Consider the following 25,134-nt stretch of genomic DNA (forward strand, 5'->3'; position numbering starts at 1 on the left):
TCGGGTGCCGGCCAGCGGGCTTTGCGGCGTTCGAGGACCGGCCCAAGAAGTCGGCACCGCCCCCTGCGCATCCGACCGGCCTGCGGATGTGGCAGCGTGATCGGATGGACTCCCCGCCGGTCGACGTCGATCTCGCCCTGGTGGGCGGGGGTGGGGCGGCGTCGCTGGTGCTGGCCGCGTTGGCTCGGCACCGCGTACGCGACGTGCGGATCGCGGTCGTCGATCCGGTGCACCGACGTGGGCAGGACCGCACCTGGGCGTTCTGGGGCCGGCCCGGCAACGACCTGGACGAGTTGCTCAGCGCCAGCTGGTCACGCGTCGAGGTGGTCACGCCCGACACGCGGCACGCCCTGGATCTGAGTCCGCTGCGGTACGCGATGCTGCGCTCCGGCCCGATCTACGAGCGGGCCGCAGCGGCGGAGCGACGCCTGGGCGTGACCCGGATCGTCGCCGCTGCCGGAAGCGTCGACGACGATGGTGAACGGGTGCTGGTGCGTACCGTCGAGGGTCGACCGCTGCTGCGGGCCGGCTGGCTGCTGGACTCCCGGCCGCGGCCACCGCACCGGCCCGGCCGCACCAACTGGTTGCAGCACTTCCGGGGCTGGTGGTTGAGAGCCGACCGACCGGTCTTCGACCCGGCGCGGGCGGTCCTGATGGACTTTCGCACCCCGCAGCCTGCCCGGGGGGTCTCGTTCGGCTACGTGCTGCCCGTCGACAGTCGGTACGCCCTGGTCGAGTACACCGAGTTCTCACCCCACCTGCTGACCGGAGCGGCGTACGACGCGGCGCTGGCCGGATACCGCGACCTGCTCGGTCTCGACCCGGCCCGGCTCACGGTCGCCGAGGTCGAGAACGGCGTCATCCCGATGACCGACGGCCCGTTCGTGGCCCGGCCCACGCCGCGAGTGGTGCGGCTCGGCACGGCTGGCGGTGCCACCCGGCCCTCGACCGGCTTCACCTTCTCGGCGATGCACCGTCAGGCCGAACAGGTGGCCCGGGCCGTCGCCGCCGGGCGGCCACCGGTGCCGGCGTCCGCGTACCCCGACCGGCACCGGTGGATGGACGCGGTCGCGCTGCGGGCACTCAACGGTGGCCTGGTCGACGGTCCGGAATTCTTCGGCCGCCTCTTCGAGCGCAACCCGGCCAGCCGGGTGCTGCGCTTCCTCGACGGTGACACCACCGTGGCCGAGGACCTGGCGGTGATGCGCTCCACCCGACTGCGACCGATGGTCACCGCCACCGTCGCCGATGCCGCCGGTCGGCTACGCGACCGGCTCGCGCCGTCGCGCCACCCGGCGTGGACCGTGCCGCCGCCCGTCGTCGACAGCGAGTCGCCGAACGTCGACGCCCCAGGTCACTGAGCCACAGCGGAGTCGACCTCGGACCGGTGGTGGTCGGCGGCGAGCGCCCGCAGCTGCGGGCCGTCCAGCCGAAGCACGTCGATCTCGTCGACGGTGCGGGCGTGCAGCCGTCGGTAGAAGCGCAGCGCCGGATCGTTGGTACGCAGCACCCACCACTCCAGGCGGGCGCAACCGCGTGCCACGGCCAACCTCGCCAGGTGGGCCAGCAACGCCCGACCGACGCCATCGCCGCGATGCTCCGGCCGGACGTACAGGTCCTCGAGGTGGATGCCGGGCCGGCCGGCCACGGTGCTGTAGGTGGGGTAGTAGAGCGCGAAACCGACCGGGTCACCGGCGACGTCGGCCACCACCGCCTCGGCCACCGGCCGGTCGCCGAACAGCGCGTTCGCCACGTCCGCCGGCTGTGCCGCCACCTCGCCGGGATACTGCTCGGCCTCGGTCAGCTCGACGATGAAACGGTGCAGCATCTCCGCGTCTCCCGGCTCCGCCGGGCGGATCAGCAGCCGACTTTCGGTCACGACATCACTCACTCCGCCGACCCTAACGGCCCGTCGAGCGACCCGGGGGCCGGCGGACGGTAGGGTCTGCCGCCATGGTGGACGAGACGGCCGGCCGGGTGGTGCGGATCTGGACCGACGGGGCGTGCAGCGGCAACCCCGGCCCGGGCGGCTGGGGCGCGGTGCTGCGCTACGGCTCCCACGAGCGTGAGCTGCGCGGCGGGGAAGCGGACCCGACCACCAACAACCGGATGGAGCTGACCGCCGCCATCGAGGCGCTGGAGAGCCTGACCCGCCCGGTCACCGTCGAACTGCACACCGACAGCACGTACGTGCGCAACGGCATCACCAGCTGGCTGGCGTCGTGGAAACGCAACGGTTGGCTGACCGCCGCCAAGCAGCCGGTGAAGAACGCCGACCTGTGGCAGCGGCTGGAAGCGGCCTGCGCCCGGCACCAGATCACCTGGCTGTGGGTGAAGGGCCACAACGGGCACCCGGAGAACGAGCGGGCCGACGCGCTGGCCAACCAGGGCATGAACGAGGCGCGGAAGGCCGCCGCGCCAGTTCGCCGCTGACCGATCGCGCCGCGCCGGGCCGGGCCGTCGTCTCGTACCGGTCAGCGGCGCCGGCCGCGCCGCGACGCTCTCGGCGAGGCGAGCGGCAGGTGTGACCAGTGGGCCGGGCGGCTGATCCGTCCCGGCAACCGGGTCCGCAGGTCGCCCCGGGCGGCGTCGACCTGTGACCGGTGCAGGAAGAGAGCACCCGACAGGTCGGCCCCGCGCACGTCGGCCCCGCGCAGATCCGCGCCGGTCAGGTCGGCTCGGGCCAGGTCCACGCCACGCAGGTCGGCGCCGACCAGCGCGGCGCCCCGCAGGTTCGCCCCGCGCAGGGTGGTGCGGCGCAGGTCGCGGCCGACCAGCGTGGCGCCGCGCAGGTCGGCGCCGGCTCCGCCCCGGGCGCGGGCCAGCTCGGCGGTACGCGAGAGCAGCGAGTTGACCGTCGCCCGATGCGTGTCGACGTCGGTGGCGAGCAACGTCTCCGGGTCGCCACCGGTCAACCGCTCGGTCTCCGCGAGCGCAGCTGCCAGCCCCGCCCGCAGGTCGGCTGGGGGACTCAACCGCAGCGCCTCGGTGAGCAACCACAGCAGCTCGTGCAGCGGGCGCATCACCGCGAACACGTCGAACATCTGCCGTGCGCGTCGCGGCTCCTCGCGCCAGTCCCGACCGCCGAAGGTGACCTGGGCGACCCGCTGACCCGCGCCGAAGCAGTCGAAGACGGTGCAGCCGGGGAAACCCCGTTCGCGAAGCTCGGCGTGGATGGTGCAGCCGAAATCCGCTCCCAGGTTGCGGCACGGCTGGCCGGCGGGCTTGTCGAGCGCGAAGTCGCTCGACGCGGCGAAGGCGGGGGCGACGCAGCACAGGCCGAAGCAGCGGGCACAGTCGGCCCGCAGCTCGTCCCCGGCCGGCCCACCCTCCTCGGACATCCGGTCCATCCCTCCCGGCGGCGGTTGGATAACGTCTAACAGCTCTATTGCCTGGGGTGTATCTCTCTGACATATTCCTGCGTGGACGCTGCCAGCGACGGTCGCCAATCCGGATGCCGCGCTGCGGTGACGCCGTCATGCCGGAGGAACCCTCGTGAAGCGTAGACGTCGCCATCTGCTTGTTGGCCTGGCGGTCGGTGCCCTGGTGGCGTCGACGGGTCTGGTCGGAATCCACTTCGCCGGCGCCGAGGTGCCGGCACCCGTCGCGGTCGGCGGGGAGATGCCAAACGCGCTCGGCACCCACCTGGAGCGGCTGCGCCGCGCCGTTCCGGGCGACAGCGGAATGTCCCCCGACGGGCCGGGCGGCGCCGCCCAGCAGGCGTTCCTGGAGCGGGCCTACCCCGCGGACGCGATCACCATCGCCCAGTTGGACCGGTCCAAGTCGGCCTTCAAGGCCGCCGACAAGCGGTTCAAGGGCAGCCGGCAGTGGACAAACATCGGCCCGAGCGAGGCGCTCTACCCGTTCACCGAGTACCGCAACGCCTTCAACTACGTGCCCAACGAGTATGTCGCCGGCGGTCGGGTCACCTCGATCGACATCAGCCCCGACTGCTCCAAGCTGCTCTGCCGGGCGTACGTCACCCCGGCCGGCGGCGGCGTCTGGGGCACCCTGAACATCCTCGCCGGCGAACCGAAGTGGTTCTACCTGGGCGGCCCGCTGGGCATCAACGCCGCCGGCGCGGTGACGATCGACCGCAACGACCGCACCGGCCTGACCATCTACGTCGGCACCGGCGAGGCCAACACCTGCGGCTCCGGCTGTGTCGCCGGCGTCGGCCTGTACCGGTCCACCAACGGTGGCCTGACCTGGTCCGGCCCGCTCGGCAAGGACGTCCTCGGCGGCAAGGGCATCGGTGAGATCACCATCAAGCCCGGCGACCCCAAGACGCTCTACGTGGCCACCACCACGGCGCTGCGCGGCATGTCCAGCTCCTGCTGCACCGGGGTCACCCGGCCGGTGCCGGACGCCGAGAAGTGGGGCCTGTACAAGTCCACGAACGGCGGCAAGAGCTGGAAGTTCATCCACAACGGCTCGGCCGACGCCACCGCCTGCACCGGCAGCGCCGCCGAGTACAACAACACCGCCACCTGCTCGCCGCGCGGCGTACGCCAGGTCAAGCTCGACCCGCGCGACGCAAACATCGTCTACGCCAGCTCGTACGCCCGGGGGGTGTGGCGTTCGTCCGACGCCGGGGCGACCTGGACGCAGATCAAGCCGTCGCTCAACCCCGCGATGTTCCAGACCCGCCCGGCGATCGACGTGACCGCCCTGCCCGGCGGCAAGACCCGGATGTACGTCTACGAGGGCAACACCGGCACCCCGTACTCGCGGCTGTTCCGCAGCGACGACGTGGCCGCCGGATCGCCGACGTTCACCGACCTGACCAGCTCCAACCCGGCCGATCCGGGCTTCGCCACCTACAACCAGTGCACCGGCCAGTGCTGGTACGACGTGTTCGTGCACACCCCGGCGGGGCACCCCGACATCGTCTACACCGGCGGCTCCTACGTGTACGGCGAGACGGTGGCCAACAAGCGGGCCGTGATCCTCTCCACCGACGCCGGGGTCAGCGGCACCGACATGACCTACGACGGCACCGACGAGTTGCACCCCAACGGCCTGCACCCCGACCAGCACGACCTGGTCACCAACCCGCGCAACCCGTACCAGTTCTTCGAGGCCAGCGACGGCGGCGTGATGCGCTCCAGCGGTGAGTTCGTCGACCGTTCGTCCTGGTGCGACAACCCGGACCGCAACCTGACCAAGCCGGGCCAGCGGGACCGCTGCCGGCAGATGCTGTCGAAGATCCCGTCGAAGCTGGACGGCGTCAACAAGGGCATGAACACCTTGCAGTTCATCAGCCTCTCGGCCAGCCCCCACGACGTGAACCTGTTGCAGGGCGGTACCCAGGACAACGGCACCTGGGAGAACAAGGGCCAGCGGCAGCGCTGGGTCAACACGATGATCGGTGACGGCGGGGCCTCCGGCTGGGACGTCGCCCGCCCCGAGTTCCGGTTCCACACCTACTACGACGTCTCGCCCGAGGTGAGCTTCGCCAACGGTGACATCGCGAGCTGGATCTGGACCGCCGACCCGATCTACGGTCAGCCGGGCAGCCTGTTCTACGCCCCGGTGATCAGCGACCCGAAGGTCAGCGGCACCATGTTCGCCGGCACCGGACTGTCGGCGTACCGCACCAAGACCTTCGGCCTGGGCAACCGCAGCCTGGCCGAGGCCGACCGGATCTGCAACTCCTGGACCGGCACCTACGAGGAGGACTGCGGTGACTGGGAGCCGCTGGGCACCACCAACCTGACCGGTACCGGCTGGGGCGACCGGGCCGGCGGCGCGGTGTCGGTCATCCAGCGGGTCGACTCCGACAGCTCCACCGCCTGGGCGGCCACCAGCACCGGCCGGGTCTTCGTCAGCCGCAACGTCGACGCGGAACCGGCCGCCGCGGTGACCTGGACCCGGGTGGACACCGCCGCCACGCCGAACCGCTTCGTCACCAGCATCCACATCGACCCGGCCGACCCGGCCCGGGCGTGGATCTCCTACAGCGGGTACGGCTCCAACACGCCGACCACCCCCGGCCACGCCTTCGAGGTGACGGTCACGGCCGACGGGGCGACCTGGAGCGACAGGTCGTACGACTTCGGGGACCAGCCGATCACCGACCTGGTCCGCGACGACGTCACCGGCGACCTGTACGCCTCCACCGACTTCGGGGTGCTGCTGCTGCCCAAGGGCAAGAAGTCCTGGACCAAGGCGGCTCGCGGTATGCCCAACGTCGAGGTGGCCGGCCTGACCATCGTGCCCGGCGAGCGGATCCTTTACGCTGCCTCGCACGGTCTCGGCGCCTGGAAAATGACCTTGAAGTAAGGAACACGATCATCGGCACACCATTGGTGAGGGGTCGCGCTCGCGGCCCCTCACCGCTGCCCGAACGGGCCGCCCGGCTGTGGCGTACGCTCGGCGCGGTCTTCGTCCTCTTGGTTTTCGTTCCGCCCCTGCTGCTGTTGGTATCCGGCTCCCTCACCGAGCCCGGCCTGCCTCCGTCGCCGACGCCGCAGCTGGTGCCCGAACCGCTCTCCACCACCGGCTACGAGCGCGCCCTCGACCTCGGCGGCCTGCTGCGTGCCTCGCTCAACTCGCTGCTCGTCGCCGTGGTGGCGGTGCCGTTGAGCGTGCTCGTCGCCGCACTGGCCGGCTTCGCGCTGGCCAGAATCGCGCCACGCGTCACCGCTGTCGTGGTGGCCGCCTCACTCGTCGCGCTGATGGTGCCGGCGACCGCCCTGCTGGTGCCCCGCTTCGCGATCTTTCGGCTGCTCGGGCTGACCGACACCCTCGTACCGTTGATCGCGCCGGCGCTGCTGGGCACCTCGCCCCTCTACGTGCTGGTCTACTACCTGGCCTTCCGGGCCCTGCCGGCCGACCTGTACGACGCCTGCCTGGTGGAGGACCTGTCACCGCTGCGGACCTGGTGGCGGGTCGCGCTGCCGCTGGTGCGCCCGGTGACCGCCGGGCTGACCGCGCTGACCTTCGTGCTGACCTGGTCGAACTTTCTCGACCCGCTGATCTACATCTACGACCGTGAGCTGTTCACCCTGCCGCTGGCGCTGCGGTCGCTGTCCCTGCTGGACCCGACCAACTTTCCCGTCTTCCTGGCGGGGGCGGTGATCGCCATGGTGCCCGCGCTTGTGGTCTTCGCGCTGGCGCAGCGGCGTTTCCTGCACCACGACGACCGATCCGAGGGATGACAATCGTGCGAATCAGATCCCTGTCCGCCCTCGCGTTGAGCACCATGCTCGCCCTCACCGGCTGCGGCTCCGGCGGCGGGTTGTCCTCAGGTGATCCGGTCAAGCTGCTGGTGTTCGGCGCCCCGGAGGAACTCGGCGCGTACCGCACCCTGATCGAGGCGTACCAGCAGGCTCGGTCCGGCGAGCGGATCCAGCTGATCGAGGCCAGCGACCGCAAGGACCTGCTGGCCCGACTCGCCACCTCGGTGGCCGGCGGCGCACCACCGGACCTGTTCCTGATGAACTACCGCTTCTACGGCCAGTTCGCGGCCAAGGGGGTGGTGGAGCCGCTGGACGAGCGGATCGCCGGCTCCTCGGTGCTCGACCCGGCCGACTACTACCCGGTGGCGATGGAGGCGTTCCGGTGGGACGACGCCCAACTGTGCCTGCCGCAGAACGTCTCCAGCCTCGCCGTCTACTACAACCGCACCCTGTTCACCGAGTACGGGGTGCCCGAGCCGACGGCCGGCTGGACCTGGAACGACCTGGTCACCACCGCCACCCTGATGACCCGCGACGACCGGGGGCTGGTGATCAAGGGCACCGAGGCCGAGGGAGCGGCTCGGCTGCCCGCCGTGCACGGGCTCGGCGTGGAGCCGTCGATCATCCGGCTGGCCCCGCTGGTCTGGTCCAAGGGCGGTGAGATCGTCGACAACCCCGAGCGGCCGACCCGGCTCACGCTGGACAGCCCGGCCGCCCGCGATGCGCTGCGGAACCTGATCGACCTGCGGCAGGCGTACGGGGTGGTGCCCAGCGACGCCGAGGTGGAGGCGGAGGACGACGAGTCACGCTTCCTCAACGGCCGGCTCGCCATGCTGATGACCTCCCGCCGAGCCACCACCAACTTCCGCACCATCACCGGCTTCGAGTGGGATGTCGCACCGTTGCCGGTCTACCGGCAGCCGGTGGGGGTGCTGCACTCCGACGCGTACTGCATGACCCGGGGGTCACGGAACAAGGACGCCGCGTGGCGGTTCATGGAGTACGCGATGTCTGAGGAGGGACAGCGGATCATCGCCGCGACCGGGCGTACCGTGCCGTCGCACATGGAGGTGTCCCGCTCACCGGCGTTCCTGGACCCGGACCAACCGCCCCGCAACTCGCAGGTCTTCCTCGACGCCATCCCCACCGTCCGGGCCCTGCCGACCGTCTCCACCTGGCCAGAGATCGAGGACCTCAGCTACGGCATCCTGGAGAACGCCATGCATCGGGGCGACAAGCTCGACGACGTGATCCGGGAGCTGGACGCCAAGAGCCGGCCGATGTTCGCCCGGGGAGAGAACGGGTGAGCGACGGGCTCGTCCTCGACGGCGTCAGTGCCGCCTACCGCGACACCACCGTGCTGCACGAGGTGGACCTCAGCGTCGCCCGGGGTGAACTGCTGGTGGTGCTCGGCCCCTCCGGCGCCGGCAAGTCGACGGTGCTGCGGGTGGTCGCCGGGTTGGAACCGGTCACCGCCGGTCGGGTCCGCATCGCCGGCCGCGACGTCACCGAGGAGCGACCCGGCCGCCGCAACGTGTCGATGGTCTTTCAGTCGTACGCCCTGTTCCCGCACCTGACCGTGGTCGAGAACATCGCCTTCGGGCTGGAGGTACGCGACATTCCGCGCCGGCTGGCGCGCGAACGGGCCCGGGCGGCGGCCGAGACGGTGGGCTGCGCCGGGCTGCTCGACCGCCGGCCCGGGCAGCTCTCCGGCGGGGAACGTCAACGGGTCGCCCTGGCCCGGGCGCTGGTCCGCGAACCGGACGTGTTCCTGCTCGACGAGCCGCTGTCCAACCTGGATCTGGCGTTGCGCGCCGAGATGCGGACCGAACTGCGGGCCCTGCACGACCGGATCGGGGCGACAATGGTGCACGTCACCCACGACCAGACCGAGGCGCTGGTGCTCGCCGACCGGATCGCGGTGCTGCGCGACGGGCGGGTCGAGCAGGTGGGCACCCCGGACGAGATCTGGCGCACCCCGGCGAGCAGCTTCGTGGCCCGGTTCGTCGGCTCACCGGCGATGAACCTGCTGCCGGCGGACGGCCCGCTGCGACCACGAGGCGACGCGCCGACGCTCACGGACGAGGCACTGCTGGAGATCGGGTTCCGACCCGAAGCCGTGGCGCTCGACTCGACCGAGGGGACCCCCGCCACCGTCGACCGGGTCGAGGTGATCGGTGCGGACGCCTTCGCGTACCTCCGCCTCGCCGCCGGACAACAGGTGGTCGCCCGGGTGCCGGCGGCCCGCCGGCCCGATCGGGGCGCGACGGTACGCCTCGACGTACGGTGGGCGGACACGCACCTGTTCCACGCCGCCACCGGTCGCCGGTACCAGCCGTGAGCGCCAGCGGTGCGGCGCCGGGCCGGCGGGCGGCCCGGCCGGTGCGCAGCCCGGACACCAGGGCGCGGCGGCAGCTGGCGTTGATGCTGACGCCGTACCTGATCGGGCTGGTCGGTTTGGTGCTGGTGCCGGCCCTGGTCACGCTCGGCATGTCGGTCACCGACTACGACCTGCTGCGTCCGCCGACCTGGGCCGGGCTGGACAACTTCGCCGCCCTGCTGGACGACCCGATCTTCCGGGTGGCGCTGCTCAACTCGGTGGTCTTCGCGCTGGTGGCCGTGCCGCTGCGGGTGCTGCTGGCGCTGGGACTGGCGCTGCTGCTGCACCGCCGGGCGGCCGGCGTCGGCACCGCCCGCACCGCCACGCTGCTGCCCACCGCCGTACCGGAGATCGCGTACGGGCTGCTCTGGCTCTGGCTGTTCAACCCGCTGTACGGGCCGATCAACCAACTGCTGCGGGTAGGCGGGGAGAACGGGCTGACCGTGCTGGGTCGTACCCCGCCGCAGTGGTTGACCGACCCGACAAGCGCCCGCGCCGGGATCATCCTGATGAGCCTGTTCACCATGGGGGAGACCTTCGTCGTGCTGCTGGCCGCCCGGCGGGCGCTGCCCCGCGACGTGTACGAGATGGCCGCCATCGAGGACGCCACCGGCTGGGACGTCTTCCGCCGGATCACCCTGCCGCTGATGGCTCCGGTGCTCGCCCTGCTGGCGGTCCGCGACGCGGTGGCCAGCCTGCACTTCACCTTCGTGCCGGCGTTCGTGGTGACCGACGGCGGCCCCCCGCCGTACGCCACCACCTACCTGTCGCTCTTCGTCTACCAGACCGGATTCGAGTACCTGCGGTACGGCTACGCGGCGGCGGCGACTCTGGTGATGATGCTGCTGACCGTCGCGGCGGTGCTCGTGCAGTGGCGGCTCATCCGCCGCTACCGTCGCTTCTACCAGGTGTGACGGTGGTGCGGGCCCCCCGCTCTCCGGCGGCGGTACGAGCCCAGCGCAGCAGAGCGGTGAAGGCCAGCGCGGCGGTCACCGCGCCACCGGCGAGCCGCACCCGGTGCCCGGCGACGAACTCCTCCGCCACCTGGCGCAGGTACTGCGGTGAGTGGGCGCCCACCGGATCGACGAACATGATCTCGTTGCGGGGCCAGAAGAAGACGACCGAGAAGAGGAACTCACACGCGACGAAGACCATGGTCGCGGCGGCGACCCACCACCGCAGCCGGCGATCTCGCCAGGTGAGCACCGTGGTGGCGACGCCGAGCAGCACCACCGAGGCGCCCAGCGGCGGGAAGTAGTCGCTGGGGCCGCTGACCGTCAGGAAGTCGCGGGCGCGCTCCAGCGATGCCGGGGCGTCGTGGAAGATGTTCGGGTAGAGCATCACGGTCTCGGCCGCCACGCCGCCGAACGACATCATCGCCGCCCAGGTCAGCGCGACCAGCCCGATCCAGATGAATCTGTTGCGGGACACCTGTCCTCCTATCGTTCCGGCGCCCGTCCAGGCGCGGTCCGTTGCGCCACGAACGCTAGGTCGGTGAGGGTGCGTCAGCTGCCGTCCGGCGACGCGAATGAGGGTCGCCTTTCGACGTACCGCAGCGACTGTCCGGCACGTCCGTGGGCGATGGTCGGCAGCGCCAGGTGTAGCTGGGGCGACGGCGGGTAGCTGCCCTCGATGGAGGTGGTCGAGGAGTCGCCGTACCGGTTCCGGATCGAGCGGCGTGACCCGATGCGGGTGCCCGGAGTGGTCTTCGCGTCCCGGTCCCTGCTGCCCGACCCGGCGGCGGACCGGTCGCTGGAACAGGTCGCCAACGTGGCCACCCTGCCCGGCATCGTCGACGCCTCGTACGCGATGCCGGACCTGCACTGGGGCTACGGCTTCCCGATCGGCGGGGTCGCCGCCACCGACGTCGAGGCGGGTGGGGTGGTCTCGCCGGGCGGTGTCGGATTCGACATCTCGTGCGGGGTCCGGCTGCTCGCCGCCGACCTGGGCCGCGACGAACTACGCCCGCACCTGGACGCGGTGATGGACGGGCTCGGCGCGGCCACCCCCCGGGGCATGGGCAGCGGGGCGGTGTGGCAGCTGACCAGCCGCGACGAACTGGACGCGGTGCTGCGCGGCGGCTCCCGGTACGCGGTGCGGCGTGGCTTTGGCGTGGAGCGGGACCTGGACCGGTGCGAGGACCACGGCGCGGTGGACGAGGCCGACCCGACCCAGGTCAGCGAGCGGGCGATCGAGCGCGGCGCGCGCCAGGTGGGCAGTCTCGGCTCCGGCAACCACTTTCTGGAGGTACAGGCCGTCGAGCAGGTGTACGACGAGCCGGTGGCCGAGGCGTTCGGGCTGCGTACCGGCCAGGTCTGCGTGATGATCCACTGCGGTTCGCGGGGCCTGGGCCACCAGATCTGCACCGATCACGTGCGGATCATGGAGCGGGTGATGGACCGGCACGGCATCCGGGTACCGGACCGGCAGCTCGCCTGTGCGCCGGTCGCCTCCGCCGAAGGACGTGCCTACCTGGGCGCGATGGCCGCGGCGGCCAACTACGCTCGGGCCAACCGGCAGTTGCTCGCCCACGCGGCGGAGCAGATCTTCAGGCGGCAGACCGGTCGGCGACTCGACCTGGTCTACGACGTCTCGCACAACCTCGCCAAGATCGAGGAACATGTCGTGGCGGGGGTCGTGGGACGGCTGTGCGTCCACCGCAAGGGGGCCACCCGTGCCTTGCCGCCGGGGCACCCCGAGTTGCCCGAGGACCTGCGCGCGGTCGGTCAGCCGGTGCTCATCCCCGGCTCGATGGGCACCGGCTCGTACGTGTTGACCGGGGTGGCCGGCTCACCCGCCTGGGCCTCCACCTGCCACGGGGCGGGCCGGGTACGCAGTCGCAAGCAGGCCGTCTCCGCCGGGCACGGCACCGACCCGCGCGGCCAGTTGGAGGCGCAGGACATCGCGGTACGCGGAGCGTCGCGTCGCGGCCTGGCCGAGGAGATGCCGTCGGCGTACAAGGACATCACGGCTGTGGTCGAGGCCGCCGAGGGCGCCGGCCTGTGCCGCAAGGTGGCCCGATTGGTCCCGCTCGGCGTGGTGAAGGGCTGAGCGGCACCTGCCCGACGGTTCGTGGCCGGTGTCGGCCAGCGGGTGACGTCACACGTCCAGCGTCACCGCACAGGACCAGCCGGTTCCGGCCGGACCGAAGCGCAGCTCGTGCAGCGAGACCGCCTTGGGCACCGCGCCGGTGAGCTCCAGGTCGGTGGTGGCGCAGGTGTGCCAGCGCACCAGCAGCCCGTCGACTCCGTCGTCGATCACCTCGGTCGCCAGCGGCAGCTCGTCGGTCGTCTCCATCCGGAAGATGACCTCATCGAGGACGGTCACCAGCAGATCCATGTCGGCAGCGGGCGGCGCGTGGAACACCCGCTCGGCACGGGGGCGGGCCCCGCCGGGGTCGGTGAACGACCCGACCAGCGCGGCGACCGCCTCGGCCACACAACCGGCCCGGTCCGGTGCCCACGCCTCGATCCGCACGTCGGCGGTGTGCGGTACGCACCGGTGTCCCCGAGCTGGCTCCATTGCTCGATGATGCCTAGTGCGCGCCGAGCCGGGCGATCGGTTCGACCAGTTCGCGTTCCTCGTAGGACAGGTGAGACAGCAGCGTGTCGCTGAGCAGGTCCACCGCGGCGCGCAGGTCGGCCATCCCGTCCGGGGTGGCCACGAAGGCGACAAGCGCCCGGTCGACGCCCTCCAGCACGTCGTGGATGGCGTGGTGTTCCTCCTCGAGCCGGTCGATGACCGGTGCGAGTCGTGGGTCGGCCCGCCGCAGGTGCGGAAAGAGCGACCGGTCCTCGATCGTGTGGTGGGTGGTGACCACCCGGCAGTACGACTCGCAGTAGGTGCCCAACGTCCACTTGTTCTGCCGCATGGTCATCGTGTTGATGTGCGAGCGGGCCGTACCCACGTCGATCAGGCCGGCCGCGACCTGCTCGATCAGGTCGTGGATCTGGGCCAGCTCGGCGCGTAGACCGTCGTGCACGTCGATCAGGTGCTGCGCGCCCGCCTGGTCGTGCGCCGTGTAGGTGCGCTGCGGGTCCGGGGCGGGTCCGGCCGGTCGGGCGGCCTCGTCCCACACCCGCACGTCGCTGCGGCGTACGCCGTCATCGGGTGTCGGCACCACGGCGAACGGTGCCGCACCGACCGGGGCCGGGCGGCCGGTCGGCCCGGCCGACGTGGTGTGGCGGCGCGTGCCGCCGGTGGCCCCGGCCGGGTCGGCCCCGGTGCGGGTCCGGTCGGCCGGGGCACCGGTCGGGAGGTCGGCGCGTTCGGCGGCGACCAGTTCCCGGGTGGCCGGTGCCACCTCGGCGGCGAACCGCCGCAGATCGTCCGGATCATCGCTGGCCAGGATGAACGTGCTGATCCCCTCGGTGAGGGCCAGGTCGGCGAGTTCCTCGGCCCACTGCTCGGCCGGACCGTCCAGCGGGCCACGTCCGGTGGCCGCGAACCGTCCGTTGACGTTGAGCAGTCGCCGCACGTCGGCGGGGGAGCGTCCGGCGTCCGCGGCGGCCTCGTCGATGATGGTGTTGCCCCGGGCCAGATCGCCGGGTTGCAGGTAGGCCAGCGACGGTAGCCAGCCGTCCGCCCGCCGCCCGGTCAACGCCAGCATGCGCGGCTTGTAGGCGCCGAGCCAGATACCGACGTCGTGGGCCGGGGCTGGCCCGCGTTTGGCGCCGACCGCCCGGTGGAACTCGCCGGGGACCCGGACGCCGCCCGGGGCGTCGACGTCCCAGATCTGGCGGATGATCTCGATCGCCTCCTCCAGGGCGCGTACCCCCTGACCGGGGGAGAGGCGTCGGCCCCCCATCGCCTCGATGGCGTCCCAGAATGCGCCAGCGCCGAGGCCGAGTTCCATCCGGCCGCCGCTGAGCAGGTCGAGGCTGGCCACGCCCCGGGCGAGCACGGCCGGCGGGCGCAACGGCAAATTGGTGACGTTGGCGGACAGGCGTACCCGTTCGGTGCGAGCCGCGACGAAGCTGAGCAGTGTCCAGGTGTCCAGGAACGCCGGCTGGTACGGGTGGTCCTGAAACGTCACCAGGTCGAGCCCGACCTGCTCGGAGAGCATGGCCAGGCCGACCGGCCGGGTCGGGTCGGCGTTGCCGGGCGTGAGAAACGACCCGAAGGTCAGTGGGTGCCCGTAGTCGCTCATCTCGGCCGTCCTTCCGGTCCTGCGGCGCGGACCCGCGCCGAGACAAATGTTATGTCGCACAGAACATCATTGCTCAAGAAAATATGTGATCTACGCTATCGTGGGCCGATGAGCGGCGCCCAGGCCAGTGATCCGATCAACGACGACCTCGGTTGGATGCTCGGTGTCGTATTTCGCGCCTACCTCCGCGCCGCCGACCATGCCGTCGGTGACCTGCCCGGCGGGCCCCGCGGATACCAGGTGCTCACCTCGGCGGACCGGGAACCGGCCCGCAACCAGGGCGCCATCGCCGAGGAGCTGGGCATCGACCGCACGGTGCTGACGTACCTGATCGACGACCTGGAACAGGCCGGGCTGGTGGTCCGCCGACCCGACCCGGCGGACCGGCGCAGCCGCCTCGTCACCCTCACCGAGACCGGGCGGACGGCCGCTCGGCACCGTCGCGAAGCCCTCGCCGCAGTCGAGGCGCGCTTGTTGCGGGAGTTGTCGCCGGAGCAGGCTGGCAGCCTGCGTGACCTGCTGCAACGGGTGGCCTGCGCGGCGCAGGCGGACGACCCGCTGACCGACCTGTGTCAGGTGGCCGAGGCGGCGGCGGAGCGGCCGCCAGCCGGTCGCGCGGGCCGGCGGCGTTCGACCCGGAGCTGAAGCCGCACGTCACCGGGCGCGTCGGCCGGCAACGGCACGGACGCCCCCGGGCGGGCACCCGGCGGCGGGTTGCTCGGCGTACCGTCCCGGAATGCGGCTCACGAAGTACACGCACTCCTGCGTCCGACTCGAACACGACGGCGTCGTGCTCGTCATCGACCCGGGCACCTGGAGCGAGCCGCGGGCTCTGGTCGGCGCGGACGCCGTACTTGTCAGCCACGAGCACACCGACCACATCGACGTGCTCCGGCTCGCCGGCCTCGGTGTGCCGGTCTTCGCGCCGGAGGGGGCCGTGCTGCCGGACCTGGCGCCGCTGACGGTTACCCGGGTGCGCCCGGGTCAGCGCTTCACCGCCGCCGGCCTCGACGTCACCGCAGTCGGCGGACGGCACGCCACCATCCACGGCGGGCAACCCGACTGCCCGAACCTCGGCTACCTCGTGGCCGACGCGGTCTACCACCCGGGCGACTCGCTGGCCCCACCGGACCGGCCGGTGCGGACCCTGCTGGTGCCGGCGCAGGCGTCCTGGCTGAAACTGACCGAGGCGATCGACTTCGCGGTCGGGGTCGGTGCGGCCGAGGTCCTGCCGATCCACGACGCCCAACTCAACGAGCGTGGCCTCGCCAGCGTCAACGGCTGGTTCGGCGAGACCGTGCCCGGCTACCGCTACCTCGCACCGGGCGAGACCCGCTGACCCCATGCGGACCCGGGACGGCCGCCCCGTGCCGGCCGCCCCGGTGCCCAGCGTGACCGGCAGCTACGCCTCGAACCGAGGCGCGTCCGGGCTCAACATGCTGGTGCGTGCCGAGACGCCCCAGCCGTGCCGCAACCCGGCGGCGAGCGCGTCGAGCACCGCGGGCACGTCGCGGTCCGCCTGGTGGTGCATCGCCTCCACCACCACCAGGACGGTGCGGGTGTCGTCGCGCACCACCGACCAGCCGCTCTGCCGGTTGGTCCACCGGCGCGCATGTGCCCGGCCGAGCGGATCGGCGAAGATCACCTCACCGGGCTCGGGGTGTTCCTCGACCCCACCGAAGGTCAGATAGCGCTCGTCGCCCCGGGCCGGGCGTACCTCGATGCCGCCACCACACCTGTCGACGTCGAGGATCCCCACCGGCACGGCGTACGCAGCCGAGACGGCGTTACCGAGGTCCACCAGCGGGCTCACCCTCGGCAGGTCGCCGGCCGTGCGCAGCCGCCGCAGCAGCGATTCCGCCGCGCACCGGTACTTCGTGGGAGCCAGGCCCATCCGCGTGAACGCCCGTCGCCATGCCTGGATCTCCGCGAACGTCGCCTCGGTGCTCCCGTCGAGCCGGCGCCGGGCCGCCCCGAGCAACTCGGCCAGCGGCAGCTCGGCGCGGGGCTTCCCGGCGACGCCCTCGACGTACAGCACGCCGGCGACGAGCGAGGGGTGCTGCGCCCACACCTGTGGTGAGTGCTGGAAGAACATGTTCGGCTCCTCGTCCACTCACGCCTCGGCGCGGGCCAGCAGCAGCCCGAGCCCCAGGAACGACCCGGCGAAGCACCGGCGCAACCAGTCGGCCACCCGAGGGCGGTCGAGCACCCGCCGGCGTACGGCGGCGGCGCCGAGCCCGTAGCCGACGAAGACCACAAGCGTCGTCGCGGTGAAGACCGCGCCCAGGCCGAGCATCCGGCCGAGCGCACCCGGGCTGCCGGGCTCAACGAACTGCGGCAGGAACGCGACGAAGAAGATCGTCAACTTCGGGTTGAGCAGGTTCATCGCCACCGCCGAGCCGATGATCCGGCCGGCCGGCGGGGCGGGGCCGTGGTCGTCGACGGTGAACGCGCCCCGCTCGCGTACCGTCGCCACCGCCAGCCAGAGCAGGTAGCCCACGCCCACGTACTTGATCAGGTCGAAGGCCAGCGCGCTGGAGTGCAGCAGCGCGGCGAGCCCGGTCACCGCCGCCAGCAGGTGCGGCAACGTGGCCAACGTGCCACTCACGGCGGCGAGCAGCGCGGCCCGGTGCCCACCGGTCAGCCCGGCGGAGAGGGTGAACAGCACCCCGGCGCCCGGGGTCACGACGACCACCAGCGTGGTCAGCAGGAATGCGATGGTCACGAGAACTGCTCCCTGGTCGGTGACGGGTTCACCACCACCCTGCCGGCACAATGGTCCGGTGGGCAGTGCCAAAGACATGTCCGTCGACAGGTCCATAACGGTCGGAGCGGATCGGGGCCGGACGCCTCGCCCGGCGGCGGAGCCGACCCTCAACGCCGGGGCGGACTTCCTGCACCTGGACGTCGGGCAGGCGCCACCCGGAGGCCGGGCAACCTGGCTCACGGACCGGCTGCGCCGGGCGATCGCCGACGGCGTGATCCCCATCGGATCCCGGCTGCCGGCCAGCCGCACCCTCGCCGCCGACCTGGGCGTGTCGCGGGGCGTGGTGGTCGAGGCGTACCAGCGCCTGATGGAGGACGGGCACGTCGCCGGCCGGGGCCGCGCCGGCACGCGGGTCGTGGCCAGCGCCCTCACCGCGACCAACGCCGTCGCCGAGCCGGCCGAGCCGCCGGAGGACGCGTCGCCGGCCCGGGTGGTCGATCCGGCCGCACTGTTCCGCGCCGCGCCCGGCACCGACGTCTTCGACACGGTACGCACCATCCCGGCCCACATCGACCTCACGCCCGGCGTACCCGATCTCGCGGCGTTTCCCCGCGCGGACTGGCTGCGGGCCGAGAAGGTGGTGCTCGGCCGGTTGGTCGCCGCCGACCTCGGCTACGGCGACCCGTGCGGGACGCCGGCCCTGCGCCGGGCCGTCGCCGGATGGCTGGCCCGCAACCGGGGCATCACCGTCGACCCGGCCGAGGTCATCGTCACCACAGGTGTCTCCCAGGCGCTCGGCCTGCTGGCCCAGGCGCTGCGCGACGACGGCGTGACCACGGTCGGCGTGGAGGACCCGGGCTCGCTCGGCGTCCGTCAGCACCTCGACAACTGGCGGCTGACCACCGTGCCGATCCCGGTGGACACCGCCGGGGTGCGGGTGGACGAGCTGACGGCCAGCGGAGTGCCGGCGGTGATGCTCACCCCGGCGCACCAGTTCCCGACCGGTGCGGTGCTCGACGGCGAACGGCGTCGCCAACTCGCCGGCTGGACCCGAGCGGGCGGGCTGGTCATCGAGGACGACTACGACGCCGAGCACCGCTACGATCGCCCGCCGGTGCCCGCGCTGCGGGCCACCCTGCCCGAGCGGGTGTGCTACGCCGGCAGCGTGTCGAAGCTGCTCGCCCCGGCACTGCGGATCGGCTGGCTGCTGGTGCCCCGCCGCTACCGGGACGCGGTGGTGGCGGCCAAACGCAACGCCGACCTGGGAAACGCCGTGCTGCCCCAACTCGTGCTCGCCGAGCTGATCACCAGCGGGGCGTTCGAACGGCAACTGCGGTTGCTGCGTCGGCGGCACGTACGCCGGCGGGACGCGATGACCGCCGCGCTGGCCCGGCACCTGCCGGAGGCCACGGTCCACGGCGCGGCGGCCGGGCTGCACCTGACGGTCACCCTGGACAGCGGCGTGGTCGACACGGAACTCGCCGCGGCGGCGCTGGCGCGTGGGGTGAAGGTGCAGCCGTTGTCCTGGCACTGCCTGCGGCCCTACCGGCCCGGCCTGGTGCTGGGCTACGCGGCCAACACCGCCTCAGCCATCGACGCGGGCATCGCCACCGTCGCGGCGGTGCAGCACGGCGGGTAGCCGCCACGATCACCCCGGGCGGGGCTCGGCCGGGTGCTCACCGCCCAGTCGGGCGTCGGCCGCCTGCTGGCCGTCGTCGTCCCCGGCCACCTCGCAGATCGCCGCCGCGTCCGCCCAGTGCCCACGGGCCTCCTCGTGGTCGCCGAGCGCGGCCGCCGCGTCGCCCAGGTGCAACAGCGTCCGGCCCAACCCGGCGTCCGGTCGGCCACCCTCGCGCAGCCGCCAACTCTCGGCCAGCAACTCGTACGCCTGACGGGCCTGTCCCGGCGCCACGCCGAGCAACGCCACGCCCGCGTTGAGCAGCGCCACCGCCCGGTTGGTCGGGTCACCGAGCGACTCGTACTCGCGCAGCGCGGCCCGCCACGCCTGCGCCGCGTCGAGGTGCTCACCCATCGCCGAGTGGACCAGCACCAGATTGGTCAACGCCGCCGCGTAGCCGCGTGCGTCGCCGAGCGACCGGAACGAGTTTGCCGCCCGTACCAGCAGGTCGTGCGCGGTCTCCAGCTCGTGCCGCGCCAGCCGCGCCGCCCCCAGCCCGAGGTCGCTGAGCGCCCGACCGGCGCGGTCGGCGCTGGCCCGGTGTCGCCGCGACAGCTCCAAATGCTCCACCGCCTCGTCGGTGCGGCCGAGGTCGAGCAGGGCCAGCCCGAGATTCATCCGCGCCTGGGCGGTGCCCCGGCGGCCCTGCCCGGCCACCGCCAGACTGAGCGCGGCGACCGCACCGTACGGGTCGTGCCGGCGACGACGCAGCACACCCAGCTCGTTGTGGGCCCAACCGGCGATCTCCGGCCGGTCCTGGGCGGTGGGGTTGGCCAGCACGGTCCCGCAGACGTCCTCCCACTCGTCGAGCCGTTCGGTGTGCGCGAGCCAGCCGCACAGCGCCACGGCCAGCCGGAACCACCAGTCCCGCACCCGACGCGGCAGGGTCTCCACCGCGCCGGCCGGCACCTTCACCACCGCCAGCAGCAACTCCTGATGCAGGTCGAACCAGCCGTACGGATCGTCGTCGGGCAGCCGCTGGCCGCGGTCGAGCGCACCGGTCGCCAGGGCGGCCACCTGCTGCTCGGCCCGGCGGGCCAGATGCCGGGTCAGCCGCGCCTGCACGGTGACCCGCCGGTGCACCGGCTCGGCCTCCCGCAGATGCATCCGGGCGTACCCGGCGAGCAGCGGACGGATCTCGTACCGGTCGCCGGGCGCGCCGACGACGAAGGCACCGTCAGCCAGCTCGTCCAACAGGGCGGCGACCCGGTGTGGTCGGCGTCCGGCGAGCGCGGCGATGGTCGCCCGGTCCAGCGGTACCCGGCTCAGCGACAGCAACCGCCACAGCCGGCGAGCCTCGCCGCTGAGCGCGTGGTAAGCGGTGTCGCGAGCGGTGACCAACCCCGTCACCGGTGACACACCCACCCGCTGGTGCGGCGGTGTGTCGACGGCGCGGTGCAGCGCGTGCAGCACGTCGGCGGGCCGCCAGCCGTGCTGTGCGCTGCGTCGTCCCAGCTCGGTCACCGTGCGCGGCTGTCGTCCGCACAGCTCGACGATGGTCCGTACCGCCGGGTCGGAACGCGGGTCCGGGCGGTGCGGACGGGCCACCGCGGTGGCCGCTCCGGCGTCGGCGAACATCTCCACCGCATCGTCGACGTCCGGCTCGGCCAGCCAGTACGCCACCACCCCGTCGACGGCGGCGAGCCGGCCGGTGCCGGCCAGCAGCAGCCGGCAGGCCCGAGCGGTCGGCGGTAGCAGCGGCCGGACCTGCGCCGGTGAGTCCACGTTGTCGAGCACCAGCAGCACCTTGCGGCCGTCCAACTGGCCGCGCAGCTCGTCGGCGGCGTCGGCCAGGTCGTCCGGCCGACCGGACCGGGGCGCCCGGGTGCCGACGATGCGGGCCAGCGCGGCCAGCACCTCCCGGGGCGAGCGGGCCCGACCACCTCGGCGCAGGTCGAGGTAGTACTGCCCGTCGGGGAAGTCCGCACGGCTCAGGTTCGCCGCCTGGATCGCGCACCAGGACGTACCGACGGCGCGCCGGCCCACCACCGCCACCGCGTGTTCCGGGGCGAGCTTGGCCACCACCGCCTCCGCCTGGCCCTGCCGACCGGTGTACCCGGCCGGCCAGGGCAGCGTCGGTGCGCTGCTGCCCGCCTGCACCTCGGCCTCGTCGCCGGCCAGCAACTGCTCGCGTTGCCGCCGCCGCCACTCCACCACGAAGGAGGCGGCCACCCCGAGCGCCGCCAGGCCCAGGCTCGCCGAGCCGAGAACGGTCAGCGACAACTCGGAGAGCAGGTTGCCGGTGACGTTGCCGAGCACGGCGCTTACCCCGGCGCCCACCACCCCGCCGGCGGCCAACAGCACGCTCAACAGCCGGGACCGCCGGCCCGCCCGCCGGGGCGGGGCCCCGGTCACCGCACACCCCCGGCGACCAACCCGGCCACCACCTGCCGGCGGGCCAGCACGAACACCAGCACCGGCAGGATCGAGGCGAGTACACAACCGGCGGCGAGCGTGCCGCTGCCGGCCACGAAGCCGCGGGTCTGCCCGGCGAGGAACAGCCCGAGCGGGGCGGCGTCCGGCCCGCTGAACAGCAGACCCACCACCAGGTCGTTCCACACCTGCACGAACTCCAGGACCGCCACCGCCACCAGCGCGGTGCGGTTGTGCCGGGCCAACCGGCGCAACGTGCCCCACCAGTGCCGCCCGCCGATCCGGGCGCCACGGACCTGCTCGGCGGGCAGGTCGGCGAAGGAGTTGCGCAGTACCAGCACCGCGAACGGAACACCCAGGGCGATGTGCACCAGGGCCACGCCCCGGGCCGTGCCGGAGGACAGCACCAGCCCGAGCACCTCGTTGAGCGGGCCGGCGATCACCTGCACCGGGACCACCACCGCGGCCATCAGCACCAGCCCGGTGAGCTGGGCGGCCGGCCCGGTCAGCCAGGCCAGCGGATAGGCGGCGAGCAGCGCGACACCCAGCACCGCGGCGGTGACGACGACGGCGAGCACCAGCGTGAAGCCGAGGCTGCGCCACAGCTCCGCGCCGCCGAGCACGGCCCGGTAGGAGTCCAGACCCGGCGGGCCGGACCACCAGCCGCCGGTGGCCGCTCGTACCGGATTCTGCAACGACGTGGCGGCCAACACCCCGAGCGGCAGCAGCCAGGCGATCGCCGCGCCCGCGGCGAGCAGCCGGACCAGCCGGCGCGGTGGCCGCGCGGTCACCGCGCCGCCCGCCGGCTGCTGCGGCGGCGGCCACGCCTGCCGGACGAACAGGGCCACCACCAGCATGCCGGCGGTCACCGCGACCAGCCAGACGACGCCCAGGGCGGCGCCCTCGCCGGTGGTCGTCGCACCGGACGTCTGCCAGATCCGCAGCGACAGCACCGCGGCCTCGTCGCGTACCGAGCCCGGGGTCATCACCAGGATCAGGTCGAAGGTGCGGCTGGTGCCGACCGCGACCAGGGCGAAGACCACCGCGACGGTACGCAGTAGCAGCGGTCGCCACTGCGCATCCCAGAGCACGTCGCGGCGGGTGCCGCCGAAGGCCCGGACCGCGTCGACGAGCCCGGTCGGCACCGCGTCGAGAGCGGCCCGGAACACCAGCATCGCCAGCCCGACCCAGGCCCACACGAACGCCGACATCACCGCCACGGTGACCAGGTCCGGCCCGAGCAGTTGGGGCAGCTGCTCCGGGTCGCGTCCGGTCACCCGGGCCAGCAGCAGGGTGGCCAGCCCGCGCCCCGGGTCGGGGTCGTAGAGCAACCGGAAGGTCACGCCGGTGACCACCAGCGGCAGCGCGGTCGGCACCACCAGGATGAGCCGGACCAGCCAGCCCTCCTGGGAACGGCGGGAGGCCGCGGCGAGCAGATAGCCCAGGACGGTGACCACCGTCGGTACCAGCAGCGCCCACAGCAGGGTGCGCCCGATCACCGCGGCGGTGCCGGGGGCGGCGAGGGCGGCCCGGTAGTGTTCGCCGCCCACCCAGCGGCCGTCGGTGGTGACGCTGGCGTGCACGGTACGCAGCACCGGCCAGGCCAGCAGGCCGCCGAGCAGCAGCACCGCCGGTGCCAGCAGCGCCCAGCCGACGCCGGCCGCCGGATAGGCCCGGCCGCGTCGGGGCGGCCCGACATCGTCGAGCACCGCCAGCTCGCCAAGCAGCGGCCCCCGGCTCACCTGCCGCCCCCCGCCGCCGCCCGGGCCGCCTCCGCCAGCTGTCCGGTGGCCCGGCCGACCGCCTCCCGGGCCGGCACCCCGTCGGTCACGTTCATGAAGAAGTCCTGCATGATCCGCCAGATCCCCACCCCGTCGGTGCCGGTGAAGGTGCCGGGCAGCTGGTCGGAGAGGTCGAACTGCACGCTGTCGGCGGCACGCAGCTCGCTGGCGAGGCGTCGGCGCAACGGGTCGCGGTAGCTGGCCACCGGCACGGCGAGGTTGGGGGAGAGGTAACCCCCGGCGTCGAGCCAGGGCAGGAAGGCCACCGCGTCGCTGAGCCAGCGCACCAGTTCCGCCCCGCCGTCGGAGCCGGCGAACGCCACCGCCGCGTCGCCACCGACGATCAGCGGCTGGTCGGCCACCCGGGCGCCGGGGAAACGGAACGTGGCAAGCGGCTCGGTGCCCCGGCGGAACCGGCCGACCACCGCGTCGACGAAGTCAGCCTCGAACACCATGGTCGCCTCGCGGTGGTGCACCACCTGAATGATCGACTCCTCGAACTGGGTGAGCAGGGCCCGCCGCCCGCCGCCCGGGAACGCCCCAGCCACACTCCACAGCTCGGCGAGCCGCTCCAACGCGTACCGCACCGGCCGGCCCCGCCAGTCGGCCTCACCACGGGCCAGCGCCGCGTACAGGTCCACGTCGGCGACGTCGCCGAGCACGTTCTCGAACCAGTCGGTGAGCACCCAGCCGTCGGCGGCACCGATCGCCAACGGGGCCGGGCCCGCACCCGCCCGGTGCCGTTCGCCGAGCCGGCGGGTCAACCGCACCAGCGCGTCCCAGGACCTGGGCGGCTCGGCCAGCATCGACGGGAAGTGCCAGAACAACGACTTGTGGGCCGCCTTGACCCAGACGCCGTAGCGACGCCCGTCGACGCTGAGCAGGTCGCGCATCCCCGCCGGGGCGGTGTAGCTGACCGCCGGGGTCACCTCGCTGAGCCAGCCCCGCCGGGCGTACTCGACGACCAGACCGGGTCGGGGCAGGATCGCCACGTCGGGACTGGTGCCGGCGGCGCGGCGCGCGGTCAGAAACGCGTCGATGTCGTTGCCCACGCTGACCACCTGCACGGTCGTCGGGTAGCCGGCGACCACCTCCCGGAACCGGCCCAACTCGCCGCCGGCCCAGACGACCGCCACCTGCACCGACCGTCGACCCTGCCCACAGCCACCGGCCATCGCGCCGGTGGCCGCCGCGGCGGCGCCCAGCAGCGTACGGCGACGCAACCCGGCCCCGGTCATGCCCGCGCCGCCGGCTGCACCGGGCCGGGTGGGACGTCGTCGACGAGTGGCACCCGCTCGGTCACGCCGGTCAGCACCTCCTCCTCGGCCGAGCAGAGCAGCACCGTCACGCCCGGGGCGTCCGGTGGGGCCGTGCGCTGGAGCAGGTCCGGTAGGAAGACCCCGTCGACCGGGGCCGGCAGGTCGACCACCAGCACCTCGGGCAGACAGGCCATGGCCCGGGCGAGTGCGACCCGGAATCGTTGCGCCTCGGACAGCAGGTGCGGGCGCAGACCCAGCGTGGGGGCGAGTTCGAGCCGGTCGACCAGGGCGGCCGCCCAGCCCTCGGCGACGTCGCGTACCCACCGGCGTCGGCGCTGACCGTAGGAGATGTTGCGGCCGACGGTGAGGTGGGGCAGCAGGGCGCCGCCGGCCGGCACGTATCCGATGCGACGGCGCAGCGGCGGCAGGTCGGTGACGTCGCGGCCGCCGACCAGGATCCGGCCGGTGACCGGCGCGGCCAGCCCGGCCACCACCCGCGCCACGGCCGTGGCCGGCCGGGGCCGGGCGATCAGGGCGACCGTCGCGCCGACGGCCACGTCGATGTCGAGCGGCGACATGTCCGGCACGGCAACGAGGTCGTGCATGCGTAACGTGACCATCAC

At 73.1% G+C, this 25,134-nt stretch carries 22 protein-coding genes; 11 read left to right on the plus strand and 11 right to left on the minus strand.

The genetic code is table 11. The features are described 5' to 3' along the window. Positions 1 to 86: 86 nt before the first annotated feature. Positions 87 to 1,361: a lycopene cyclase family protein gene (locus tag Vse01_RS27760; protein WP_093405604.1), complete on the plus strand. Its 1,275-nt coding sequence runs from the start codon at positions 87 to 89 to the stop codon at positions 1,359 to 1,361. On the opposite strand, the gene Vse01_RS27765 is transcribed toward Vse01_RS27760, so the two are convergent. Further along, on the minus strand, positions 1,355 to 1,891 hold the full coding sequence (locus Vse01_RS27765) for a GNAT family N-acetyltransferase (RefSeq protein WP_198413177.1): 537 nt from the start codon (positions 1,889 to 1,891) through the stop codon (positions 1,355 to 1,357). The genes Vse01_RS27760 and Vse01_RS27765 overlap by 7 nt on opposite strands. 62 nt (positions 1,892 to 1,953) lie before the next feature. Between Vse01_RS27765 and rnhA the strand changes: the two genes are divergently transcribed. Beyond that, the gene (rnhA, locus tag Vse01_RS27770) at positions 1,954 to 2,433 is read left to right on the plus strand and encodes a ribonuclease HI (RefSeq protein ID WP_093405601.1); all 480 of its coding nucleotides are present in this window, start codon (positions 1,954 to 1,956) and stop codon (positions 2,431 to 2,433) included. Positions 2,434 to 2,474: 41 nt separating this feature from the next. On the opposite strand, the gene Vse01_RS27775 is transcribed toward rnhA, so the two are convergent. Continuing rightward, the gene (locus tag Vse01_RS27775; RefSeq protein WP_093406090.1) at positions 2,475 to 3,341 is read right to left on the minus strand and encodes a pentapeptide repeat-containing protein; all 867 of its coding nucleotides are present in this window, start codon (positions 3,339 to 3,341) and stop codon (positions 2,475 to 2,477) included. A gap of 154 nt (positions 3,342 to 3,495) precedes the next feature. Here Vse01_RS27775 and Vse01_RS27780 point away from each other — a divergent pair, with 154 nt between their 5' ends. From Vse01_RS27780 to Vse01_RS27800, 5 genes are all read left to right on the plus strand, one after another. After that, positions 3,496 to 6,285 (plus strand): WD40/YVTN/BNR-like repeat-containing protein, encoded by a 2,790-nt coding sequence (locus tag Vse01_RS27780; protein WP_093405597.1) that lies wholly within the window; start codon positions 3,496 to 3,498, stop codon positions 6,283 to 6,285. 26 nt (positions 6,286 to 6,311) lie between these two features. After that, positions 6,312 to 7,163 (plus strand): carbohydrate ABC transporter permease, encoded by an 852-nt coding sequence (locus Vse01_RS27785; RefSeq protein ID WP_093405595.1) that lies wholly within the window; start codon positions 6,312 to 6,314, stop codon positions 7,161 to 7,163. Further along, positions 7,160 to 8,491 carry an ABC transporter substrate-binding protein gene (locus tag Vse01_RS27790; RefSeq protein ID WP_373870732.1) on the plus strand — a complete coding sequence of 444 codons (1,332 nt, stop codon included), beginning with the start codon at positions 7,160 to 7,162 and terminating at the stop codon, positions 8,489 to 8,491. Before Vse01_RS27785 ends, Vse01_RS27790 begins: the two co-directional genes overlap by 4 nt. Further along, positions 8,488 to 9,525, plus strand: coding sequence for an ABC transporter ATP-binding protein (locus Vse01_RS27795; protein ID WP_093405592.1), 1,038 nt, complete (start codon positions 8,488 to 8,490; stop codon positions 9,523 to 9,525). The genes Vse01_RS27790 and Vse01_RS27795 overlap by 4 nt, the downstream gene beginning before the upstream one ends. 83 nt (positions 9,526 to 9,608) lie before the next feature. Beyond that, positions 9,609 to 10,478 carry a carbohydrate ABC transporter permease gene (locus Vse01_RS27800; RefSeq protein ID WP_093406082.1) on the plus strand — a complete coding sequence of 290 codons (870 nt, stop codon included), beginning with the start codon at positions 9,609 to 9,611 and terminating at the stop codon, positions 10,476 to 10,478. On the opposite strand, the gene Vse01_RS27805 is transcribed toward Vse01_RS27800, so the two are convergent. After that, entirely contained in the window at positions 10,444 to 10,995 is a 552-nt protein-coding gene (locus Vse01_RS27805; RefSeq protein WP_232511277.1) for a DUF1772 domain-containing protein, read from the minus strand. The two genes, Vse01_RS27800 and Vse01_RS27805, sit on opposite strands and share 35 nt — an antisense overlap. Positions 10,996 to 11,196: 201 nt before the next feature. Between Vse01_RS27805 and Vse01_RS27810 the strand changes: the two genes are divergently transcribed. Beyond that, positions 11,197 to 12,615, plus strand: a complete 1,419-nt coding sequence (locus Vse01_RS27810; protein WP_093405589.1) for an RtcB family protein — start codon at positions 11,197 to 11,199, stop codon at positions 12,613 to 12,615. Positions 12,616 to 12,663: 48 nt separating this feature from the next. On the opposite strand, the gene Vse01_RS27815 is transcribed toward Vse01_RS27810, so the two are convergent. Together Vse01_RS27815 and Vse01_RS27820 are read right to left on the minus strand one after the other, a co-directional pair. After that, a complete protein-coding gene (locus Vse01_RS27815) occupies positions 12,664 to 13,086 on the minus strand; it encodes an archease (protein ID WP_093405586.1) in 423 nt (140 codons plus the stop codon). Between the two features lie 13 nt (positions 13,087 to 13,099). Next, positions 13,100 to 14,713 (minus strand): LLM class flavin-dependent oxidoreductase, encoded by a 1,614-nt coding sequence (locus Vse01_RS27820; protein WP_093405583.1) that lies wholly within the window; start codon positions 14,711 to 14,713, stop codon positions 13,100 to 13,102. Positions 14,714 to 14,821: 108 nt separating this feature from the next. Here Vse01_RS27820 and Vse01_RS27825 point away from each other — a divergent pair, with 108 nt between their 5' ends. Further along, positions 14,822 to 15,358, plus strand: coding sequence for a MarR family winged helix-turn-helix transcriptional regulator (locus Vse01_RS27825; RefSeq protein WP_093405581.1), 537 nt, complete (start codon positions 14,822 to 14,824; stop codon positions 15,356 to 15,358). 91 nt (positions 15,359 to 15,449) lie between these two features. Beyond that, complete coding sequence (locus tag Vse01_RS27830; RefSeq protein ID WP_093405578.1) at positions 15,450 to 16,052, plus strand: MBL fold metallo-hydrolase; 603 nt, start codon at positions 15,450 to 15,452, stop codon at positions 16,050 to 16,052. Between the two features lie 63 nt (positions 16,053 to 16,115). On the opposite strand, the gene Vse01_RS27835 is transcribed toward Vse01_RS27830, so the two are convergent. Then, complete coding sequence (locus Vse01_RS27835) at positions 16,116 to 16,808, minus strand: B3/B4 domain-containing protein (RefSeq protein WP_093406080.1); 693 nt, start codon at positions 16,806 to 16,808, stop codon at positions 16,116 to 16,118. An 18-nt stretch (positions 16,809 to 16,826) separates the two neighbouring features. Next, positions 16,827 to 17,438, minus strand: a complete 612-nt coding sequence (locus Vse01_RS27840) for a LysE family translocator (protein ID WP_093405576.1) — start codon at positions 17,436 to 17,438, stop codon at positions 16,827 to 16,829. Between the two features lie 58 nt (positions 17,439 to 17,496). Between Vse01_RS27840 and pdxR the strand changes: the two genes are divergently transcribed. After that, positions 17,497 to 19,059, plus strand: a complete 1,563-nt coding sequence (gene pdxR / locus Vse01_RS27845; protein WP_232511276.1) for a MocR-like pyridoxine biosynthesis transcription factor PdxR — start codon at positions 17,497 to 17,499, stop codon at positions 19,057 to 19,059. Positions 19,060 to 19,068: 9 nt separating this feature from the next. Here pdxR and Vse01_RS27850 read toward each other — a convergent pair whose 3' ends face one another. Genes Vse01_RS27850 through Vse01_RS27865 form a run of 4 tightly spaced genes read right to left on the minus strand, consistent with a single transcriptional unit; the run spans position 19,069 to position 25,116 of the window. Continuing rightward, the gene (locus Vse01_RS27850) at positions 19,069 to 21,453 is read right to left on the minus strand and encodes a tetratricopeptide repeat protein (RefSeq protein ID WP_093405571.1); all 2,385 of its coding nucleotides are present in this window, start codon (positions 21,451 to 21,453) and stop codon (positions 19,069 to 19,071) included. After that, complete coding sequence (locus Vse01_RS27855; protein ID WP_170863455.1) at positions 21,450 to 23,213, minus strand: ABC transporter permease; 1,764 nt, start codon at positions 23,211 to 23,213, stop codon at positions 21,450 to 21,452. The genes Vse01_RS27850 and Vse01_RS27855 overlap by 4 nt, the downstream gene beginning before the upstream one ends. Further along, complete coding sequence (locus Vse01_RS27860; protein ID WP_139233148.1) at positions 23,210 to 24,490, minus strand: extracellular solute-binding protein; 1,281 nt, start codon at positions 24,488 to 24,490, stop codon at positions 23,210 to 23,212. The genes Vse01_RS27855 and Vse01_RS27860 overlap by 4 nt, the downstream gene beginning before the upstream one ends. Further along, complete coding sequence (locus Vse01_RS27865; protein WP_170863454.1) at positions 24,487 to 25,116, minus strand: ATP-binding cassette domain-containing protein; 630 nt, start codon at positions 25,114 to 25,116, stop codon at positions 24,487 to 24,489. Before Vse01_RS27865 ends, Vse01_RS27860 begins: the two co-directional genes overlap by 4 nt. Between the last annotated feature and the right edge of the window lie 18 nt (positions 25,117 to 25,134).

Origin of the sequence: Micromonospora sediminimaris (assembly GCF_016863575.1) — a bacterium.
Taxonomy (GTDB): domain Bacteria; phylum Actinomycetota; class Actinomycetes; order Mycobacteriales; family Micromonosporaceae; genus Micromonospora; species Micromonospora sediminimaris.

Bases quoted from the DNA above. Each gene is read 5' to 3' on its own strand.
- Vse01_RS27820 (WP_093405583.1), bottom strand. From the start codon at position 14,713: ATGAGCGACTACGGGCACCCACTGACCTTCGGGTCGTTTCTCACGCCC.
- Vse01_RS27760 (WP_093405604.1), top strand. From the start codon at position 87: ATGTGGCAGCGTGATCGGATGGACTCCCCGCCGGTCGACGTCGATCTC.
- Vse01_RS27815 (WP_093405586.1), bottom strand. From the start codon at position 13,086: ATGGAGCCAGCTCGGGGACACCGGTGCGTACCGCACACCGCCGACGTG.
- Vse01_RS27800 (WP_093406082.1), top strand. From the start codon at position 9,609: ATGCTGACGCCGTACCTGATCGGGCTGGTCGGTTTGGTGCTGGTGCCG.
- rnhA (WP_093405601.1), top strand. From the start codon at position 1,954: ATGGTGGACGAGACGGCCGGCCGGGTGGTGCGGATCTGGACCGACGGG.
- Vse01_RS27775 (WP_093406090.1), bottom strand. From the start codon at position 3,341: ATGTCCGAGGAGGGTGGGCCGGCCGGGGACGAGCTGCGGGCCGACTGT.
- Vse01_RS27790 (WP_373870732.1), top strand. From the start codon at position 7,160: ATGACAATCGTGCGAATCAGATCCCTGTCCGCCCTCGCGTTGAGCACC.
- Vse01_RS27825 (WP_093405581.1), top strand. From the start codon at position 14,822: ATGAGCGGCGCCCAGGCCAGTGATCCGATCAACGACGACCTCGGTTGG.
- Vse01_RS27830 (WP_093405578.1), top strand. From the start codon at position 15,450: ATGCGGCTCACGAAGTACACGCACTCCTGCGTCCGACTCGAACACGAC.
- Vse01_RS27860 (WP_139233148.1), bottom strand. From the start codon at position 24,490: ATGACCGGGGCCGGGTTGCGTCGCCGTACGCTGCTGGGCGCCGCCGCG.
- Vse01_RS27865 (WP_170863454.1), bottom strand. From the start codon at position 25,116: ATGCACGACCTCGTTGCCGTGCCGGACATGTCGCCGCTCGACATCGAC.
- Vse01_RS27810 (WP_093405589.1), top strand. From the start codon at position 11,197: ATGGAGGTGGTCGAGGAGTCGCCGTACCGGTTCCGGATCGAGCGGCGT.
- Vse01_RS27835 (WP_093406080.1), bottom strand. From the start codon at position 16,808: ATGTTCTTCCAGCACTCACCACAGGTGTGGGCGCAGCACCCCTCGCTC.